This is a genomic window from Sulfurospirillum sp. MES (assembly GCF_000789415.1).
Classification (GTDB): Bacteria; Campylobacterota; Campylobacteria; order Campylobacterales; family Sulfurospirillaceae; genus Sulfurospirillum; species Sulfurospirillum cavolei.
The window spans coordinates 1-17,764 of sequence record NZ_JSEC01000018.1; the positions used below are offsets into that span (position 1 = coordinate 1).

Here is a 17,764-nt window from a genome sequence, read left to right on the forward strand (position 1 = left end):
CCAAGTACAAAGGGCGTTTTGTGATTGAACTTTTAGTGTTTGACGTCGACGGTTGTTTGACGGACGGCGGAATTATGTACGGTAACGGCGATCAGGAAGAATTTAAAGTTTTTAACGTCAAAGACGGATTTGGAATTGTCGCATGGATGAAACTCGGGAAAAAGAGCGCGATTATTACCGGACGCGGTTCACGTGTCGTGGAACGCCGTGCAAAAGAGCTCGGCATCAGCTATTTGTATCAGAACGTGAAAAACAAAAAAGCGGTTTTAGAAGAGATTCTTCGTGCCGAAAATCTCTCTTTTGAAAATGTTGCCGCTATCGGCGACGATCTTAACGACTTAGCACTCTTGCGTTCGGTGGCTCTTTCGTTTGCGCCCAACGATGCGCTTCCTTCGGTCAAACAAGAGGTCAGCGTCGTTTTATCTCGCAACGGAGGTCACGGTGCGGTACGTGAGATGATCGATTATGTCGTAGCATCGGAAAATTTGAGCGAGGCATTCGTAAACCCTTGGTTGTAAGATTATTCGTCTACGGAGCGCTCCTCTTTTTAGGCATGAGCGTTTTTTTAATTATCAAAGAGCCTTACACCTTACGCATCGTTGATCTCAACGGCAATCAGATTCCCGAAATCGAACTGATTCATGCTCAAAATTATCAGATTAAGGATAACGGTATCGAAAGTATCGTGAATTCGACGCGCGTTATGCGTTTTAAAGATTTTGACGAGCTTCAAACCGTCACGGCCGAACATCGAACCGACAAAGGACTTAGAGGCGTTTTAACGACCGATAAAGCTTTGGTTCGCGATAAAGTGATTCACTGTATGAGCAATTCGCATTACGTTCGTAGCGACGGCGTTGCACTGGAAGGTGAAGATATTTTTTACGATCTAAATACGGAAGTTTTACGCAGTGAAAAACCCTTTATTTTTTCTCAAGAACGAAGCCGTACGAACGGTCTTTCATTTGTTTATCAGATGAAAGAGGGCACAATTGCGGCAAACAGTATTCATTCCGTGATTCAACAAGTGGAGAGAAAAGGCAAATGAAATTTTTGATCATCCTCGCAACATGTGTTTGTTCGATGCTTGTTGCCGCAGAAGTACAGGTGACCGCCGATAAATTTTTTGCGGACGAAGCCAAACGAATCAGTATTTTTGAAGGAAACGTAACCGTCATTAAAGAGGGCGATAAGCTCACGGCGAAAAAGATTACGATCCATTTCGACGAGAAAAAGCAGCCGATCCTTTATGTTGCTACGGGCGACGCGAAGGGCAATATGATGATGAAAGAAAAGCACTATTACGGTGAAGCCGACAAGATGACGTATGATCCTAATAAAAGCCTTTACACATTAGAAAAAAAGGCGTTCTTACATGAAATCGATACCGATAAAAAAGTCTACGGCGAATTGATTCGCGTCGATCAGATCAGCGGTCATTACGAAGTGGACGGAAAAGGAAGTGCTCCTGTGAAGTTTATCTTTAAGGTCGAGGATAAAAAACAGTGATCCACGTCAAAGAAGCCCGCTTTGTCAAGTCGGCTTCCAAACTGGATGAAAGCACGCCCGAGGGCATTAGCGAAGTGGCGTTTATTGGACGTAGTAACGTCGGTAAAAGCTCTTTAATTAATGCGCTTAGCAATCGAAAAGATTTGGCCAAAAGTTCTTCCACCCCCGGAAAAACAAGGCTGATTAACTTTTTTCACGTCACGTTGACGCAGGACGAAACGGCTTTTACGCTTCAATGGGTCGATTTACCCGGTTTCGGTTATGCGAGGGTATCGCACAGCATGAAAGACGAGTGGCAAAAAAATCTGACGGAATACTTAAAAAAACGCGTTTCGATTCGATTGTTTCTTCATCTCGTAGATGCAAGACACCCTTTTTTGGAAAACGACAAAGCCGTACACGACTATTTGTACGACGTCGTTCGTCCCGATCAAACGATTTTACGCATTTTTACGAAAGCCGATAAGCTTACGCAAAGCGAAATCAGCGTGATCAAAAAACACTATCCGGATGCTTTATTGGTCTCTAGCAGTCGCAAGAAAGGGATTGAACAACTCTTGGCACAGATTTTTAACGTGGTTTTCGGAGCACAATTATGATACGTTACACAAAAGCAAAGCTCAGCGATATTGCTTTGATGCAAGAGGTCGTGCGCTTAGAAGTCGAAAAAGGCATTATCCTCTTTCGTAGTGCGGATGAGATGTCGACCAATATACGTTCGTACATTTTAGCCAAAGAAGACGATGAAATCATCGGTTTCGGAGCACTTCATTTTCATGCGCCCGATCTAGCGGAAATTCGCAGCCTTATCGTTAAAGAAGGGTATCGGGGAAAAGGTATCGGTCGGGGTATTATTGAAAATTTATTAACGGAAGGCGAATTTTTGGGAGTGAAAAAAGTCTTTACGTTAACCTATCAAAAAGGTTTTTTTGAAACGCTCGGATTTAGCGAAATCCCTAAAGAAGCACTTCCCTCTCATAAAATATGGGCGGATTGTATTAAATGCAAGCATTTTCCGATATGCGACGAAATCGCACTCATCAAACATATTTAACCCTTTTCGGACTTGCGGGAATTTTGGTTTTATGCCAAATTATGTCCTCGCTTTATCCGTGGTTACCGACATTTGTCGGCGTCGTTTTTGCGTATTTGATCTTGGAGTTCGAACACCGTGAAGTCAAAGCCGGCAGCATCGCGTTAGGTTTTGCGTACCTCTGTTTTTACGATGCCAGCAAGGGTTTTTACCTCTTCTCGTATGTTATTTTATTTATTTTAGTGTATCGCTTCGCGTTGTTAAAAATTCAAACCTTGATTACATGTGATAATTGTATTTTAGCGAGTTACGTGATCGTTGCGTATATCGGGCACTATTTATTGAATTGTTTTTTGGCCTATTTAAATAACGAAACGTTTCCTTATTTTTCCAATTACTACTTTTACTCTATTGCGCTGGATTCGTTGCTCTCATTTATGCTTTTTAGGGTGTCTCGGTGAGAATCAAAATAGTTTTAGGCCTCTTTTTTATCGTTTGGACGGTTTTATTGGTGCGCGTTTATTACATCAGCATCAAATCAAACGCTTATTATGAAGAGATTGCAAAACAAAATGCCGTTAAAGTCGATGAATTGGCTCCGCTTCGGGGTGTTATTTTAGACCGCAATCTCAAACCTCTCTCCGTCAACCGTTTAGGTTTTTCGATCGGTATTAAGCCGCGGTTGAGTTTGAAGTCGCAACGTAACGTTTTAGATGAAGAGATAGCATTTTTGGCGTCCTTATTGACCGATTTTAGCGTGAAAGAGATGACGAAAGAGTATTTGCGAACCGATTCGGCGTATAACCACGATTACGTCGACGTGATTCCTTTTATTCCGTACGATAAGCTGATTCCGCATTTTGCTCGCATTGCCCAACATGAAAATCTCAGGATTCAAATTGCTTCCAAACGTCATTATCCTTACGGCAATTTAGCCTCACATGTCATCGGTTACGTCGGTCGCGCCAATACCCAAGACGTGGCGGAAGACGCTACCGCAAAGCTGGTAGGATTTTCCGGAAAAACGGGCATCGAAAAGTATTACAATGCCGTATTGCAAGGGGTTAAAGGCGAGAAAAGAACCAAAGTAACGGCTTTTAATCAAGAGATCGAAGTCGTGAGCAAAACCTTACCGACCAGTAACGATTTAGTGCTCAGTCTTGATTTGGAATTACAACAATATATTACGACGCTTTTTGGAGACGATAGCGGTGCCGTGGTTGTTATGAACGTCCAAAACGGTGCTATTTTAGCCGCGGCCAGTTTCCCCGAATACGATCTCAATAAATTCGTCAACGGCATTTCGCAAGAAGAGTGGTCGTTACTGGCAAACGATTTGAATCATCCTTTTACCAATAAACTTGTGAACGGACTTTATCCTCCCGGTTCTATCGTTAAAATGGGCGTAGGAATGGCGATGCTCAATACGGGGATTATTACCCCCTCGACAATGATCGAGTCGACCGGAGCTATGGAACTTGGCGGTCGTATTTTTCGCGATTGGAAAAAAGAGGGGCACGGTATGATCTCGTACGTGAAAGCGATCCGACAAAGTTGCGACGACTACTTTTATAAAACAAGCCTTAAAGTCGGTATCGATAATATTGCACCGTTTTTATCCAAAATCGGCTTTGCCGCTAAAACGGGCATCGATCTTCCGCGTGAATTTACGGGTACGGTTCCGAGTCGCGAATGGAAAAAAGAGCGTTACGGGAGAGGTTGGTCTCAAGGCGAGACGCTGATTACGTCGATAGGGCAGGGCTACTTTTTGGTGACGCCCGTGCAAATTGCCAAGTATACCGCATTTTTAGCGACGGGTAACGGCGTTACGCCGCATTTTTTACGTAAAGTCAACGATACGACCATTGATTTTCCGGTTGATTCTACGATCGTTAGCGAAAACGAAAAACGTTTTTTAAAAGTAACGCGCGAAGGTATGTACGAAGTCGCTAACGTTCAAGGCGGAACGGGATTAAACCACTTACGTTTGACGGCTCCGTTTAAAATCGCCGCCAAAACGGGTACGGCGCAAGTCGTAGGTATCTCTCAAACCGAGAAAAAGCGAATGCGCGAAGAGGATATGGAGTATTACCAACGTTCGCATGCATGGCTGACGACGTACGGCCCTTACGAAAATCCGCAATACGTCGTAACCGTCTTGGTCGAACACGGAGGGCACGGCGGAAGCGAGGGTGGACCGATTGCTTCTAAAATATACGATAAGCTCTATGAAATGGGTTATATTACTTTACCGGAGAAGCCCAAAGAGTCTAAAAAGTAGTCCGGCGTTTACAAAGCGTCGATATCGACGGTGTATTCGATATTTTCCGCAACCTCTCGCGCCGCTTGCGTACCGAAAAGCTCTTTTAAAAGATAAAATCCAAGTTCCAATCCCGAACTAACGCCTCCGGCACTGATAATTTTTCCTTCACGAACGATTTTGGACGAGACAACCTGAACGCCGTAATCGGCAAGTTCGTTAAAAGCCTTAGCATGGGTTGTCGCTTTTTTCCCTTGTAGCAGTCCCGCTTCGGCAAGAAAAAAAGCCCCCGTGCATACGGATGCAAGGTAGGAAAGAGAGGGGTACTGTCGATGTAAAAAGGCAAGTGTCGACGCATCTTTCATCCAGCGGATGCGACCTTTTCCTCCGGGGAAAATTAAAATATCAAGCGAAGGTGCCGTTTCGTAGCTTTCGTGAGGGATAATTTTAAGACCGTTAAAAGCTTCTATCGGCTCCAAACTTGGAGCGATCAGCAAAACGCGCGTGCTGTTTGGTTGAATCTTATTCATATAGCTTAACACTTCAAACGGTGCGACAAAATCAAGCTCCTCGACCTGAGGAAAAATAACGATACCGATGTGAAGCATTTAAACCTCTTCCGTACGTACGATCAAACTCTTGGGAAGCGCATAACGGAAAATCAACTCCTCTTCGTTTTTTCGCATCTCTCCGTGATCCGTTTCATGATCGAATCCCAAAAGATGTAGCAAGCCGTGAATAAACAAAAGCGTGATCTCCTCTTCAGCACTGTGTCCGAGCTCAGCAGCTTTTTGAAAAGCAAGTTCGTAGTTAATCACGATAGAGCCAAGCGGTGCGTGCGGAAAGTCGTCGATCGGGAAGCTTAAGACGTCGGTGGTTTTATCGACGTTTCGGTGTTCGAGATTGAGCGCATGCATACTTTTTGCATCGACGATGACCAACTCGACTTCTTTGTCGGTATGCTCCGCGCAAATACGTTCCAATAAGGCTTCCGGAAGCGTTATCGCCCCTTCGTTATCAATACTTAACATACTAAAAAACTCCTTTAAAAGAGGGTCGGTTGTCGTGTAATCGCCGTTGCGTAAAACGGCTCAAAGGACTCTTTGTCGCCTAAAATCAAAGCGTACGAAAAACGCGTGTGTGCCAGTGTCTCTTTCAGCTTTGCATACGTTTCAAAACGTAGCGTCTTAAACGTATCGGTCGGAGGCGTGAAATCGCTTGTTTCCAAAAGGCAGAGCACGGTTGTCGAAGGATCGACGCAATGGGATAAGTAGGCAAGATGCTTGGGCACTAAAGAGACGTTAGGCTCGAAAATCAAAGCACGATCGCTCATTCCGAACTCTTTTTTCGCAAGCGAAGGTGTCACAAACTGCGGGTAAAAATGCTCGCAAAACGTGAGTTGTTCCACGGCGTACGCCAAGGAGTGTTCGTCGCAAAAAGACAGAAGCGATAAGCACTCTTCGACGTAATGCGCCGGCAATTTTTGTTCGTTTAGATACCGTTCGCGATAGTGAAAGGAGCTTAAAAAAATACCTTTGGAGTTCACCGGTACGAAAGACGATAATGCGGTCTGGATACGTAGGACATCGGGCGCGATTTTAGAGGCGAGAACATCGTCGCTCGTATAAAAAGCGTCGTCCTCTTTGGCTTGCAAAATCGTTCGTGCGATGAAGAGAAGATCGCCTTTGAGCCGTTTCAACTGTTTAGGCGTATGCAGATGCTCGAACAAAGAGGCTTGGATCGGCGAAAACAGAAAAAGACGTAGATGCTTTTCGTTGATGAGGTAGCGCAACAATCGTACCAGCGTCGTTTCGATACTATCGACTTCGATCCATGCGCATTCGGTGTCTTCATCGACGTAAGAAAGCGTGCTTAGCACGGCATAAGCGCCTTTATCGATAGCGGCATGCAGTGTTTGTCTGGAAGCTTGGGTGTCGATGAAAAGATCGCCCGACATCAGGCGTGAAAGTTCAAATTGAATCGAAGCAAAAGCATCGACGGGCGGTTCGGTTCGAAGCCTACCGTCGATGATGCGGACGAAATTTTTTATTTTCATCCAACGGATGCGCCGTTTGCGCGCGGTTTTTCGGGGCGAATCAGGCAAAGGCCTTCTTTATCTTTAGCCGCTAAAAGCATTCCTTGGCTAAGCAGTCCTTTAATCGTTGCCGGTTTGAGATTGGCGACGACGCACACTTGAGTATTGATGAGCGATTCTGGCGTGTAGTATTCTCGAATGCCCGCAACGATTTGGCGCGGTTCGTTTTCTCCAACGTCGACGGTGAGTTTTAAGAGGCGATCGCTACCCTCTACAATGCTAGCTTCCAAGATCGTTCCGATTTTGAGTGAAGTTTCAAAGAATTGATCGATCGTGATGATCGACTCGGCTTTATGCTCTTTTTTGGCATTTTTTACCGGTGTCGGCGTCGCTTCGGGGGCAGGCGGTGTGGGTTGCGCCATCAACTCTTCCTCGATGCGCGGGAATAAAGGCGGTACTTTCTCGATGGTAAACGTGTCTAAAAAGTCTTTGCGAAGCACAAAACGGTCGTATGCGGCCGTCGTAATTTCAAAACCGAGCGCACGGGCGATCGTCGTCGTGGTTCTAGGCATGATCGGATGCAATAAAATGCTCACGCGTGCCAAAATATTAGATACCAGTGCGACGAGCGCCAAAGCTTGGTCGATTTTGCCTTCTTTGATTTTGACCCACGGTTCGTGAACCGTAATGGCTTGATTTGCGATGCTGAGGGTTTTCCAAAGCTCTTCCAAATAGCGGTTGGTTTGCATCTCTTGCAAATAAGCCTCGACGTTGTTTAAAATCTCGTCAACCGCTTTAAGTTCCGCCGCATGAAAGGTTTCGACGTCTTTGGACGTAACGATACCTTCGCTGTATTTGCCGCTCATACCGATGATACGGTTTAAAAGATTGCCCAGTTCGTTTCCGAGGTCGGAGTTGATACGATCCATTAAGGCTTTTTGGCTAAAATCGCCGTCTTGACCGAAGGGCACTTCGCGAAGCATAAAGTAACGGAAATTTTCCAATCCGTATGCGTCGGCGACCTCTTTGGGATTGACGACGTTACCTTTGCTTTTGCTCATCTTCTCTCCGTTGCGCGTCCACCAACCGTGTGCGGCAACATGTTTGGGTAAAGCAAGCCCTAAACTCATTAAAAATGCCGGCCAATAGATCGCATGGAAGCGCAAAATATCTTTCCCGACCAATTGAACGGTTGCGGGCCAAAAGTGCATGTTCTTTTCGTCGTTACCGTATCCTAAAGCGGTGACGTAGTTTAAGAGTGCATCCAGCCAAACATACATCACGTGTTTGCTATCGTTCATGGACGAGGGGAGTTTAATACCCCAGTCAAAACTCGTACGCGTAATGGAAAGATCGCGCAAACCTTGTTTTACGAAGCTGATGACTTCGTTTTTTTTGCCTTTGGGAAGGACGCATTTTTCGTCGTTGTTATACCATTTGATAAGGTCTTCTTGGTATTTAGAAAGTTTAAAAAAGTAGCTCTCCTCTTTGACCAAGCGTGTGAGCTTGCCGCAGTCAGGGCATTTGTCTTCGTCAACCAGTTGCGTGTCGGTAAAAAAAGTTTCGCAACTGACGCAATAATGACCCTCATACTCGCCTTTGTAGATGTCGCCGTTTGCAAACATCACTTCAAACGCTTTTTGAACGCCCGCTTTGTGCTCGGCGTCGGTAGTACGGATAAATTTATCGTAGCTAATTTCAAAGCTATCCCATAACGCACGAAATTTTCCGCTGATTTCGTCGGCATAGGCCTGAGGCGTTTTGTTGCGCGCTTTGGCGGCTTCTTCGATTTTTTGACCGTGTTCGTCGGTTCCGGTTAAAAAGAACGTTTCATAGCCCTTCAAACGATAATAGCGCGCCATCGTGTCGGCGATAATCGTCGTGTATGCATGTCCGATATGCGGTACGTCGTTGACGTAATAAATAGGGGTGGTAATATAAGCTTTTTGGGACATCGTTTTTCCTAGTTAAAAATTGATTAGCATTTTACAAAAAATATTTTGCAAAGACTTAGAGCACCGAAGGTGCGCGGGCATTTCGCTAAGAATTGCCCGATGTTAACGTAGTTTTTAAAGCTTTGCTTTCAAAACGTGTCAACACTATAAACTCAAAACTCAAATCCGCCGCCTTGACCTTTGGACATACTCTCGTAAACCGCTTTGACGTAGGCTTTGCGGATTTCGCATTCGAACATTTTGTCGCAGTCGCTACATGTCAAAATGTTTTGGGTATTTTGACATGCTTGAAGTTCGCTTTTTTTCTCTTGAAGCGTCTGTTCAAAAATATCGCTTACGTCACTTTGCATAGCACTGCTTAACGCGTTCTATTTCCGTTTGAGAGCCGAAAAAGCACGGCGTCGTATCGTGCGGATGTGAAGGCGTGAGGTCTAACAGACGCATTTTCCCGTTGATCGCGGCACCGCCGGCTTTCTCATAAACGAAAGCAAACGGAAACACTTCGAAAATCATACGAAGCTTGCCTTTGGGTACGTCGCTGGTGGCGGGATACGAGAACAATCCGCCGCCTTTAAGCAAGATTTGGTGCAAGTCCGGAACCATACCGCCGGAGTAACGCAAGCGATAGCCGTCTGCGAAAATCGCGTCGATAAGGGCTTTATGGCGCGGCTCCCATCCCATTTGCGTCGCACCCGGTGCGTTGAGTTTGCCTTTAGCTCCCAGTTTGATCTCTTTGATCAAAACGAATTCGCCTTTTTGATTCAAGCGGTAAAGCGTAACGTTTTCGTGCGCAATGACCAATTCGACGCGCGGTCCGTAGACGACGTAAACTGCCGCTTTGAGGTTTTTACCCGCAAAACCGCCTTCGTAAATACCGAAAATGGAGCCTACGCTTAAATTGACGTCGATAAGGCTCGAACCATCTAACGGATCGTATCCGATGCTGTAAATTCCGTCTACATGTAAAGGGGTTTTTCCCTCTTTTTCTTCGCTGACGATCTCTTTGATGCAAGCGACTTTTGCAAACTCCTCTTCGATGATTAGATCGCTTTTGATGTCCAGTTTCAACTGCGTATCACCCGTTGAGTTGATATTTTCGGAGTATCCCGTATCGTCAAATGCGATGGCTTCTTTAATGCGTGCGGCGGAGCGCTTAATCGCTTCGTAAATTTCTGTCATGTTATCGTACCTTTTTAGCGTTTTGCATAATCCAAGCAACGACTTGCTCGGGGTTGTTTAAATCCAGTATCGTAATTGTCGAGGGGAGCGTATAATCGTTGAGGTTGACGGTTTCATCGACGGCGATAGCGTCGGAACAGTCAAAGTAGCTCTCATTGAGTTTTTCTCGAAAAACGGCGATGCGCGGTAGCGGTAACGTTTTAAGCCCTTCGACGAGTAAAAAATCGAAATTGCCGAGCATCGCGATAATCTCGTCTAACGTTTTGTGGCGTTTTGAAAAAAGCGTCGTACGCGTCGGAGATGTGACGACGACCTCCGCTCCCGTTTGCGAAAATTTCCAACTGTCCTTTCCCTCGACGTCGAAGTGTGCTTTGTCGCTTGGATCGTTTTTGACGATGGCGAGCGTATAATCGCGTTTTAAAAGTGCCGCCACTTTTAAAATGAGCGTTGTTTTCCCACTATCGGAGGGTCCGGTGAATGCCACGGCTAAAGACTTCATTTTTTCCTGCTTTTTATGTTATGATGACTTTTTAAAAAAACGTTTTATTATATCAAATAAAAATTGAGTCTAAATTGATGCAGCACAGAGTTTATCGTTTTATGGGAATCGCCTTAATAAGTTTCTCGATGTTCGGCTGTGCATCCAAACTCGTGGATGCCGAAAATGAAAAAGTTCTCGATTACAGTATGACCAACTCGAAAAAGTTGGAAATCGTCAACTCCGCAACCTCTAAAACATTCGTGACGGTCACGTATTTAAATCCTTTAACGCACGAAGACGTGAGCCAAGAGAGCGAAAAATTTATCGTCGGAACCTATTTGGCGACCGGCGATGGACCGACTCTGCCGATTATGTTGCAAAATTTTAAAATTAACGGGCAAAAGGCACTTTCCGTGACGCCCTTAGAACAAGGCGATCTTTTGTTAAAACTCGTACCGTCGTCCAACGGGTGGACGAAGTACGTGTTGGTCGAGGCTCCGAAAACCGAAACGATCAAAATGGAAATTAGTTTCGAAAACGATCGGTCACAGAGGGTATCAGCAACGTTTCAAAAAGATTTTTAATCGAAACGCTCTCTCCCAAAAGCTCGCGATAAACAACGTAGTTCGCGAGCACTTTTTTGCCGTATTCGCGGCTCTCTTCGTTTTGCATCGTCTCCAAACTCCAAAAAGGTTCATACGCTCCTTCCTTAAACGCTCCTCCTAGTAAATGACGCTTCGTAAAGCCGATACCGCCGTTGTAGGCATATGCGACGAAGAGCGGATGGTAAAGACTCTTTTCCAAGAAATTGAGGTGAATATTGCCGAACAAATAGGCGATATGCGGATGAAACATCGCTTTAATATCAAAATCTTCTATCTTCTCTTTTGCGGCAATGTCGCGTGCGACAAAAGGCATAAACTGCATCATACCCAGCGCGTACGAGGTTGAAACCACCGAGGGGATAAAACGGCTCTCTTGTCTGGCGATCGCCAACATCAAGGCTTGGCGGTGCGTCGAATAGCCGGAGATCTCTTCAGGGTAGGGAATCGGATAGTAGTTTTTAGCGTAATGCGTGACGCGCTCCATCAAATAAACGTAATGCGGCAACGTATCGGCGTAACGAAAGCTCTGGGCTAGGTTTTGTACCTCTTCGCTTTTCATCGTATAAACGCGGTTCATGACGCGCGGCCATGCAAAAGGATCGCTCACGTCAAAGCTCGGATGCGAGCCTTCAAAAACGGGCGAAACGATTTCGGGGAAGGGAAGTTCCAACGTTTCGCGCGCATAAAGCGAGTAGATATTGACGTCGCGACTTTGGGCGAGGCGTTGCAAGGTGTTGGCGTTTTTGGACGCAAGGTATTGCCAAAAAAGCGCTTTATCTTTCTCTTCTTGTTTGGAAGCACTCTCGATACTTTGTTCAAAAAAGAGCATCGCTTGATCGACCTGCGCGTATCGGAGTGCGTTGAGACCTAAATAAAAGAGCGTTTTGGACTTGACATGTAAGGAAGGCTTGAAGTGAAGAAGCGACGCTCGGAGCGTATCGAGTTTGTCGTTTTGCACGATGCTCATCGCAAAAGCGTTAAATTTCGGATTGTTTGAAAGGGCACTAAGGTGAGCCGAATCCAACGACGTTTGGTCGAAAATGCCGTCTTTATACGCGGAGATGCTGCCGTTGAAAAGCGTTAAAAAAGCGTCGGGATTTTTGAGTGCTTCGGCGTAAACGTCGTCGCTTTGCATCAGTTTAACAATGGGAATCAACGTGCTTTTTGCCGAGAGTTTGGAAAGAATAATCGGCAATTGCGTTTTCGCTAAAGCACTGATTTTGTTGAGTGTAATGCCGATGTTAAAGCATTCGTTATCCTCTTTTAAAAGGGCGTTGACGTCCAAATCGACGCATTTAGAGATTTTCTTGTAGGTCGGATTGTCCATCTTTTTGGCAAAAAGATGAAAAAAACGCATATTCATCGTATGCACCGCGCCAAACAACGCTTTGGCTTCTTGCGGCGTTGTTTCGGGACGTTGCAGGTATTCGTAGATGTAAAAATCTTTCGCGAGACTTCGAGGCTTATCTTGAAAAAAGGCCAACGTAACGGGATCGCTTGCCAAAAGCGGCAAGCAAAAGCAAAGGCTTAATACGAATCTATAAAGCATTGGCAAGCGCGAATAAGAGTTTTACGGCAAATAAGTCGATGAATTGTAACGCCAAAATGACGATGAGCGGTGCTAAATCGATACCGCCGATCAAGGTCGGAACGTAACGGCGAATCAATGCGTAAACGGGATTCGTCAAGCGGTACAAGACTTGAACGATCGGATTGTACGGATCGGGTCTGACAAACGAAAGCAATGCCGCAATAATCACAATCCAAATATAGATGTTGATGACGGTATGCAATAAGGAGGCTAACGCTTCAACGAGAGTGGATAATACGATCATTTTACAATCTCCTTCGGATATTTATTTTTTAACATGTCGAGAATCGTCTAGTTTTTGAATATGTTCACGGTTGATCGCACGCAGCGTCTCCATCTCGAACGAAGTAAGAAGATCACTTTGCGGATCACATGTCGCGATCATGGCTTCCAATGTGAGGATGCGGTTTGGCATCAGCAGGTAATTGGCGATCGCTTCGGGCATAAATCCATCGTCTAAAAGCCCTTGCACGCTCTGCTTTGCGTCTTGAAACGCCGGAACGTACGCGTAGTGCATCGCTTGATCGTACCCTAAGCTTTTGCGAATCCACTCCTCTTGAGGCGCGTTGCTTCGGTGGGCTTCTTCGTCGATAATCGTCGTAACGCCTTGGAGCATATCGTCGCACGCGCGGGCAAAAAGAGACGAGGGGTATTTGTCGGTCGTCATGATGACGAAGCTATCTTCGTCTTTTGTCCGTTTTTTCATGCGAACGACAAACGGATTGGGATTATTCAAAACCTCTTCGGAGCTTAAGTTTTCACATGTACCGTCGTAAGGGGTTTTGTTTTCGGGACAAAAACAGATAAAGGCTTTGTGTTGATCCAACAACGTGGAGGCAAACTGGAGGTGGTATTTGAAATTGCGGCTTTGGTAGTACAACTGTGTGTACGAAATACCAAAGAGTGCCAACATATCCAAAGTATCGTGCTCTTTATCTTCAACGCCATGTCCTTTATCGGCATCGTCAACGCGCACGATGAAAGGCTCGTTGGCTTGCTTTGCGCTGATAAAGTTTAAAAGCGCCATGCGAAGATCGTTAAGGCTTAGGTCACGCATCGGAGAAAATGACCATCGGTACATTATTTCAATGCCTCGCCCACGAGGGTATTCACTACGCTTGGATTGGCTTTGCCGCCGCTGTTTTTAAGTACCTGTCCTACAAAAAAGCCAAAAAGGTTGGTATTGCCCGCTTTGTATTTAGCGACGTTTTCGGGATTTTTAGCGATCACCTCGTCGATCAACGGTTTTAAAAGAGCAGGGTCGCTGATCTGTTTGAGCCCCTGTGTTTCGACGATGTGAGTCGGATTTTCGCCCGTTTGTGCCATTGTTTCAAAGACTTGTTTGGCGATCTTACTGGAGATCACGCCTTCGTCCATCATCGCAACCAATTCGGCGACTTCTTTGGCTCCAAATGGAAGTGCGGTCTCGCGTTTGAGTTCGCGTGCAACGTCGTTGGCTACGATATTGGCGATGCTTGTTGGACTTTTTACATGTAAAAGCGTTGCTTCGTAAAAACGTGAAAGTTCAGCATCGCGTGCTAACGTATTGGCGATCTCGCTATTGAGTCCGCTTTTCGTGTACGCTTCAAAACGTGCTTTTTCCTCTTCGCTCATCGGGGCGACATCACCTTCAACATGTGCTTTTTTACTCTCAGCTTTTGGGGCAGATTTTGCGGTTTCGCTCTTTTTCGCCCACGAATCTTTAAGCCCTACGATTTTATTGAAGACAGGTTTTTCGTCGGTATAATCGATCGGGTCGGCATAAAAATAGCCTTGGCGTTCAAACTGAAAACGCACGTCCGGTTTTTCGCTGATGACCGCAGGTTCGATAAAGGCATTTTGGATGACATGTAAAGAATCGGGATTGAGGTCTTCCACGTTTTCCGGTGCATCGACCTTGTACAGACGCTCATACAGTCTCACTTCGGCTTTTTTGGCGTGCTTTGCACTCACCCAATGGATCGCACTTTTGGTTTTGATACCACTCATATCGGTGCCGCTTTTGGAGTCGGGGTGATACACGGCTTTGATCTCAATGATCTTTCCGTTTTTATCTTTGATGACCTCTTTACATGTAAGAATGTACGCATGCTTAAGACGTACGGGTTGATGGGGTGTCAGACGGTAATAGCCCTCAACAGGATTTTCCGAAAAATCGTCTCGCTCAATGTAAATCTCACGCGAAAAAGGAAGCTTACGTGAACCCTCTTTGGGTACATCGTGCGGGTAATACGACGCATCGATCTCCTCTTCGCCTTCATAGTTTTCGATGACGACTTTGAGCGGGTCTATCACACACATAACGCGGGGTACTTTGGGGTTGAGATCGTTCCTAATGCAAAATTCCAATTGTGCCACATCGACCATCGAATTGGCTTTAGCGATGCCGATTTGGTCGCAAAATGCGATGATGGCTTCGGGCGTATAGCCTCTTCGTTTGTAGCCTGCGATGGTAGGTAAACGCGGGTCGTCCCAACCGTTGACGTAATTGCCGTTTACCAGTTCCAAAAGTTTGCGTTTGCTCATCACCGTGTAGTTCATACCAAGGCGCGCAAATTCGTATTGGTACGGGCGAGGCGGGGTGAGCTCTAAAGCGTCTAAAACCCAGTCGTAAATGTCGCGGTTGTTTTCAAATTCCAGTGTACAGATGGAGTGCGTGACGCCCTCGATGTAGTCCGATAAACAGTGCGCAAAATCGTACATCGGGTAGATACACCACTCATCTTTGGTTCTAAAATGGTGCGCGTGGCGGATGCGGTATAAAAGCGGATCGCGCATTTTCATATTGGCGGCACTCATGTCGATCTTAGCACGCAAAACGTGTTCGCCATCTTTAAACTCGCCTTTTCGCATGCGTTCTAAGAGGTCTAGATTTTCTTCGATGCTACGATTTGCATACACGCTTCGGCGACCGGCTTCGGTAACGCTTCCACGGTATTCGCGGATCTCTTCTTCGCCCAGGCTATCGACGTAGGCTTTGCCCATTTTCACCAGTTGTACGGCATAGTCGTAGATTTTGGGGAAATAATCCGAGGCAAAACGCACTTCGTCTGCCCATGAAAAGCCCAGCCATGTGACCGCATCTTTGAGCGCTTCGACGTAGCGCATGTCCTCGGTGGTCGGGTTGGTGTCGTCCATACGAAGGTTACAATGCCCAAGGTAATCGCGCGCAATGCCGAAATTGATACAGATAGACTTCGCGTGTCCGATGTGCGGAAATCCGTTGGGCTCGGGAGGAAACCGCGTGATCACTTCTGGATACTTACCGGACTTCAAATCCTCTTCAACTTTGACGCGTAAAAAATCTTTGTTCTCGCTCATGTTCTTCAAACCTTTTTGATTGATGACTCTTAGATATTTGTATTTTACCATTCCGTGGATTAATTAACCCAAAAGTACCTCGATAGACAACGCTGTGGATGAGAAAGAGTTTGACATGTAAGGATTAAAAAAAGATAGAATAGACTTCTTTCATAACCCCAAAAAGGCTTGAGAATTGCTTTAAAGAGTGATGAAAACAGTATGAATGTAGGACTGAGTGCTAACTCGCCTTTGGGATACGGCGATAAATTAGGCATGAACGGTGTCCTCTCCACCACCTCCGATCTGAAAAACGGGAAACTCTCCTATAACTTCCCCTTGGCGGCAAACGGTCTTCGAGGCGAAGTGAGTGCCGCAAAGACGACTTACTCTTTGGCAGAAGATTATCAAGCACTGGATGCCCTGGGTAATGCGGCCACCTTGGAAGCCTCTTTGATCTATCCCATTATGAAAACACGTCTGGAGACATTGGATATCTCTTTAACGTACGATCATAAAACCATGAAAGATGAAGTACGCAGTACCGATACGGTAACGAAAAAAGAGTCTGATGCGGCAAACCTGACCTTAGCCTACACTAAAAGTTGCCTGCTCTTTGGACTAAACAGTACGACCAATGCCTCCATGACCCTGACGCACGGAAATCTAAGCTTTAAAGATGCCGCCGCCCTTGCCATAGATCAAGCCGGTGCGCAAACCGACGGAGATTACTCAAAAATAAGCGGAACCGTTGAAAAATTCATCCAATTCAATCCCGAATATGCCTTAACCACCAGCTTACGATTCCAAAAAGCACTGGGGAGTAAAAACCTAGACGGAAGCGAAGACTTCTCCTTGGGCGGAGCGTACGGTGTCAGAGCCTTCCCCGATAGTGAACACTCAGCCGAAAACGGATACCTCTTAGGTATTGAACTCTTCTATACCCTCCCGACGTATGAAGGTATTAACCATAAAGTGAGCCTCTTTGGAGATACAGGCTATGCCACCATGGAAAATACGATCAGCGGCAGTGAAAGCAGACAGCTCTCCGACATAGGCTTAGGCTATCAAGCCTCTTATAAACAGTTCTTTACCAAAGCCCAAATCGCTCACGTCATCGGTGCGGAAAAGGTAGAGAGCGAGAGCGAACACTCCACGAGGTTGCTTTTACAAATCGGGTATATTTATTGATTTTTGACTGACATGTAAGGATTTCATTCTTACATGTTACGTTTTTTTGCTACCATTAGGATTCCATACTTAGAAGGACGAACTAATGGATAGACTTCGAGATATTGCTATTTTTTCGCATCTTAGCGATACCCAACTTGAAAAACTGAAAAAAATCTCTTCGGTTAAAAAGTATCGTGCCAAAGAGATTCTTTTTTACGAGGGCGATGAGCCCGTATACCTTCACGTGTTGCTTCAAGGTACGCTTAAAGTGTATAAAACCAACCATAAAGGTCAGCAGATCTTTTTGCATCAGTTTTATCCCGGAGGTTTGGTGGCGGAATTGGCGCATTTTGAAAATATTCCTTATCCCGCGACTGCGGAGTTTATGAGTGATAGCGAAGTGCTTCGCATCGACTACAAAGCATTGGAAAAAGATTTTTTCAAAAATCCCGACATCTCCTTTGAAATCATCAAATCGCTGATCGCCAAGCATAAAATCTTGATCGACGTAATCCAAAAAGAGGTCATTTTGACCGCCGAGGCGAAGGTCGCCAAATTTCTTTTGGAAAATGAAGAACTGTTTAAAACGCTCAAAAATACTCAAATTGCCTCTATTTTGAATCTCACGCCCGAAACCCTTTCG

Annotated in this window: 21 protein-coding genes; 10 read left to right on the plus strand and 11 right to left on the minus strand. The window is 45.6% G+C overall.

Annotated features, from left to right (window positions below; translation table 11 throughout):
- From OA34_RS12545 to mrdA, 7 genes are all read left to right on the plus strand, one after another.
- Positions 1-518 (plus strand): KdsC family phosphatase (locus tag OA34_RS12545; protein WP_502685207.1); only part of this gene is annotated, 518 nt, incomplete at its 5' end.
- Positions 509-1,048, plus strand: coding sequence for an LPS export ABC transporter periplasmic protein LptC (locus tag OA34_RS12550; protein WP_039675903.1), 540 nt, complete (start codon positions 509-511; stop codon positions 1,046-1,048). The genes OA34_RS12545 and OA34_RS12550, both read left to right, overlap by 10 nt.
- Entirely contained in the window at positions 1,045-1,509 is a 465-nt protein-coding gene (lptA, locus tag OA34_RS12555) for a lipopolysaccharide transport periplasmic protein LptA (protein WP_039675905.1), read from the plus strand. The genes OA34_RS12550 and lptA overlap by 4 nt, the downstream gene beginning before the upstream one ends.
- Positions 1,506-2,108 carry a ribosome biogenesis GTP-binding protein YihA/YsxC gene (yihA, locus tag OA34_RS12560; protein ID WP_039675907.1) on the plus strand — a complete coding sequence of 201 codons (603 nt, stop codon included), beginning with the start codon at positions 1,506-1,508 and terminating at the stop codon, positions 2,106-2,108. Before lptA ends, yihA begins: the two co-directional genes overlap by 4 nt.
- Entirely contained in the window at positions 2,105-2,563 is a 459-nt protein-coding gene (locus OA34_RS12565) for an N-acetyltransferase (protein ID WP_039675908.1), read from the plus strand. The genes yihA and OA34_RS12565 overlap by 4 nt, the downstream gene beginning before the upstream one ends.
- Entirely contained in the window at positions 2,530-3,003 is a 474-nt protein-coding gene (locus tag OA34_RS12570; RefSeq protein WP_039675910.1) for a hypothetical protein, read from the plus strand. The genes OA34_RS12565 and OA34_RS12570 overlap by 34 nt, the downstream gene beginning before the upstream one ends.
- On the plus strand, positions 3,000-4,823 hold the full coding sequence (mrdA, locus tag OA34_RS12575; RefSeq protein ID WP_039675912.1) for a penicillin-binding protein 2: 1,824 nt from the start codon (positions 3,000-3,002) through the stop codon (positions 4,821-4,823). Before OA34_RS12570 ends, mrdA begins: the two co-directional genes overlap by 4 nt.
- 8 nt (positions 4,824-4,831) lie before the next feature.
- Here the strand turns inward: mrdA and OA34_RS12580 are convergent, their stop codons facing one another.
- From OA34_RS12580 to mobB, 7 genes are all read right to left on the minus strand, one after another.
- Positions 4,832-5,410, minus strand: a complete 579-nt coding sequence (locus OA34_RS12580; RefSeq protein WP_039675914.1) for a DJ-1/PfpI family protein — start codon at positions 5,408-5,410, stop codon at positions 4,832-4,834.
- Complete coding sequence (gene ybeY / locus OA34_RS12585; RefSeq protein WP_286683047.1) at positions 5,411-5,833, minus strand: rRNA maturation RNase YbeY; 423 nt, start codon at positions 5,831-5,833, stop codon at positions 5,411-5,413.
- A gap of 14 nt (positions 5,834-5,847) precedes the next feature.
- A complete protein-coding gene (locus tag OA34_RS12590; protein WP_039675916.1) occupies positions 5,848-6,858 on the minus strand; it encodes a hypothetical protein in 1,011 nt (336 codons plus the stop codon).
- The gene (gene metG, locus OA34_RS12595) at positions 6,855-8,792 is read right to left on the minus strand and encodes a methionine--tRNA ligase (protein WP_039675918.1); all 1,938 of its coding nucleotides are present in this window, start codon (positions 8,790-8,792) and stop codon (positions 6,855-6,857) included. Before metG ends, OA34_RS12590 begins: the two co-directional genes overlap by 4 nt.
- Positions 8,793-8,944: 152 nt before the next feature.
- Positions 8,945-9,142 carry a hypothetical protein gene (locus OA34_RS12600; protein WP_039675920.1) on the minus strand — a complete coding sequence of 66 codons (198 nt, stop codon included), beginning with the start codon at positions 9,140-9,142 and terminating at the stop codon, positions 8,945-8,947.
- A complete protein-coding gene (locus OA34_RS12605) occupies positions 9,132-9,971 on the minus strand; it encodes a class 1 fructose-bisphosphatase (RefSeq protein ID WP_039675922.1) in 840 nt (279 codons plus the stop codon). The genes OA34_RS12600 and OA34_RS12605 overlap by 11 nt, the downstream gene beginning before the upstream one ends.
- A 1-nt stretch (position 9,972) precedes the next feature.
- On the minus strand, positions 9,973-10,470 hold the full coding sequence (gene mobB, locus OA34_RS12610) for a molybdopterin-guanine dinucleotide biosynthesis protein B (RefSeq protein WP_039675924.1): 498 nt from the start codon (positions 10,468-10,470) through the stop codon (positions 9,973-9,975).
- A 77-nt stretch (positions 10,471-10,547) separates the two neighbouring features.
- Between mobB and OA34_RS12615 the strand changes: the two genes are divergently transcribed.
- Positions 10,548-11,036, plus strand: a complete 489-nt coding sequence (locus OA34_RS12615; RefSeq protein ID WP_039675926.1) for a hypothetical protein — start codon at positions 10,548-10,550, stop codon at positions 11,034-11,036.
- Here OA34_RS12615 and OA34_RS12620 read toward each other — a convergent pair.
- From OA34_RS12620 to OA34_RS12635, 4 genes are read right to left on the minus strand one after another with little or no spacing between them, the layout of a single operon-like run.
- The gene (locus OA34_RS12620; protein WP_039675928.1) at positions 10,978-12,606 is read right to left on the minus strand and encodes a lytic transglycosylase domain-containing protein; all 1,629 of its coding nucleotides are present in this window, start codon (positions 12,604-12,606) and stop codon (positions 10,978-10,980) included. The two genes, OA34_RS12615 and OA34_RS12620, sit on opposite strands and share 59 nt — an antisense overlap.
- Positions 12,596-12,892 (minus strand): YggT family protein, encoded by a 297-nt coding sequence (locus OA34_RS12625; protein WP_082006823.1) that lies wholly within the window; start codon positions 12,890-12,892, stop codon positions 12,596-12,598. Before OA34_RS12625 ends, OA34_RS12620 begins: the two co-directional genes overlap by 11 nt.
- Positions 12,893-12,913: 21 nt before the next feature.
- Entirely contained in the window at positions 12,914-13,729 is an 816-nt protein-coding gene (locus OA34_RS12630) for a glutamate--tRNA ligase family protein (RefSeq protein WP_082006822.1), read from the minus strand.
- Positions 13,729-15,969, minus strand: a complete 2,241-nt coding sequence (locus tag OA34_RS12635) for a glutamine--tRNA ligase/YqeY domain fusion protein (protein ID WP_039675930.1) — start codon at positions 15,967-15,969, stop codon at positions 13,729-13,731. Before OA34_RS12635 ends, OA34_RS12630 begins: the two co-directional genes overlap by 1 nt.
- A gap of 201 nt (positions 15,970-16,170) precedes the next feature.
- Here OA34_RS12635 and OA34_RS12640 point away from each other — a divergent pair, with 201 nt between their 5' ends.
- Positions 16,171-17,139 (plus strand): ShlB/FhaC/HecB family hemolysin secretion/activation protein, encoded by a 969-nt coding sequence (locus tag OA34_RS12640; RefSeq protein WP_286683048.1) that lies wholly within the window; start codon positions 16,171-16,173, stop codon positions 17,137-17,139.
- A gap of 85 nt (positions 17,140-17,224) precedes the next feature.
- The coding region (locus OA34_RS12645; RefSeq protein ID WP_039675932.1) for a Crp/Fnr family transcriptional regulator at positions 17,225-17,764 on the plus strand (540 nt) is incomplete at its 3' end.

Coding starts and splice junctions, on each gene's coding strand:
- lptA (WP_039675905.1), top strand. CDS start 1,045: ATGAAATTTTTGATCATCCTCGCAACATGTGTTTGTTCGATGCTTGTT.
- OA34_RS12605 (WP_039675922.1), bottom strand. CDS start 9,971: ATGACAGAAATTTACGAAGCGATTAAGCGCTCCGCCGCACGCATTAAA.
- OA34_RS12640 (WP_286683048.1), top strand. CDS start 16,171: ATGAATGTAGGACTGAGTGCTAACTCGCCTTTGGGATACGGCGATAAA.
- OA34_RS12600 (WP_039675920.1), bottom strand. CDS start 9,142: ATGCAAAGTGACGTAAGCGATATTTTTGAACAGACGCTTCAAGAGAAA.
- OA34_RS12630 (WP_082006822.1), bottom strand. CDS start 13,729: ATGTACCGATGGTCATTTTCTCCGATGCGTGACCTAAGCCTTAACGAT.
- OA34_RS12580 (WP_039675914.1), bottom strand. CDS start 5,410: ATGCTTCACATCGGTATCGTTATTTTTCCTCAGGTCGAGGAGCTTGAT.
- OA34_RS12625 (WP_082006823.1), bottom strand. CDS start 12,892: ATGATCGTATTATCCACTCTCGTTGAAGCGTTAGCCTCCTTATTGCAT.
- OA34_RS12570 (WP_039675910.1), top strand. CDS start 2,530: ATGCGACGAAATCGCACTCATCAAACATATTTAACCCTTTTCGGACTT.
- OA34_RS12615 (WP_039675926.1), top strand. CDS start 10,548: ATGCAGCACAGAGTTTATCGTTTTATGGGAATCGCCTTAATAAGTTTC.
- OA34_RS12565 (WP_039675908.1), top strand. CDS start 2,105: ATGATACGTTACACAAAAGCAAAGCTCAGCGATATTGCTTTGATGCAA.
- ybeY (WP_286683047.1), bottom strand. CDS start 5,833: ATGTTAAGTATTGATAACGAAGGGGCGATAACGCTTCCGGAAGCCTTA.
- metG (WP_039675918.1), bottom strand. CDS start 8,792: ATGTCCCAAAAAGCTTATATTACCACCCCTATTTATTACGTCAACGAC.
- OA34_RS12635 (WP_039675930.1), bottom strand. CDS start 15,969: ATGAGCGAGAACAAAGATTTTTTACGCGTCAAAGTTGAAGAGGATTTG.
- OA34_RS12620 (WP_039675928.1), bottom strand. CDS start 12,606: ATGCTTTATAGATTCGTATTAAGCCTTTGCTTTTGCTTGCCGCTTTTG.
- mobB (WP_039675924.1), bottom strand. CDS start 10,470: ATGAAGTCTTTAGCCGTGGCATTCACCGGACCCTCCGATAGTGGGAAA.
- OA34_RS12590 (WP_039675916.1), bottom strand. CDS start 6,858: ATGAAAATAAAAAATTTCGTCCGCATCATCGACGGTAGGCTTCGAACC.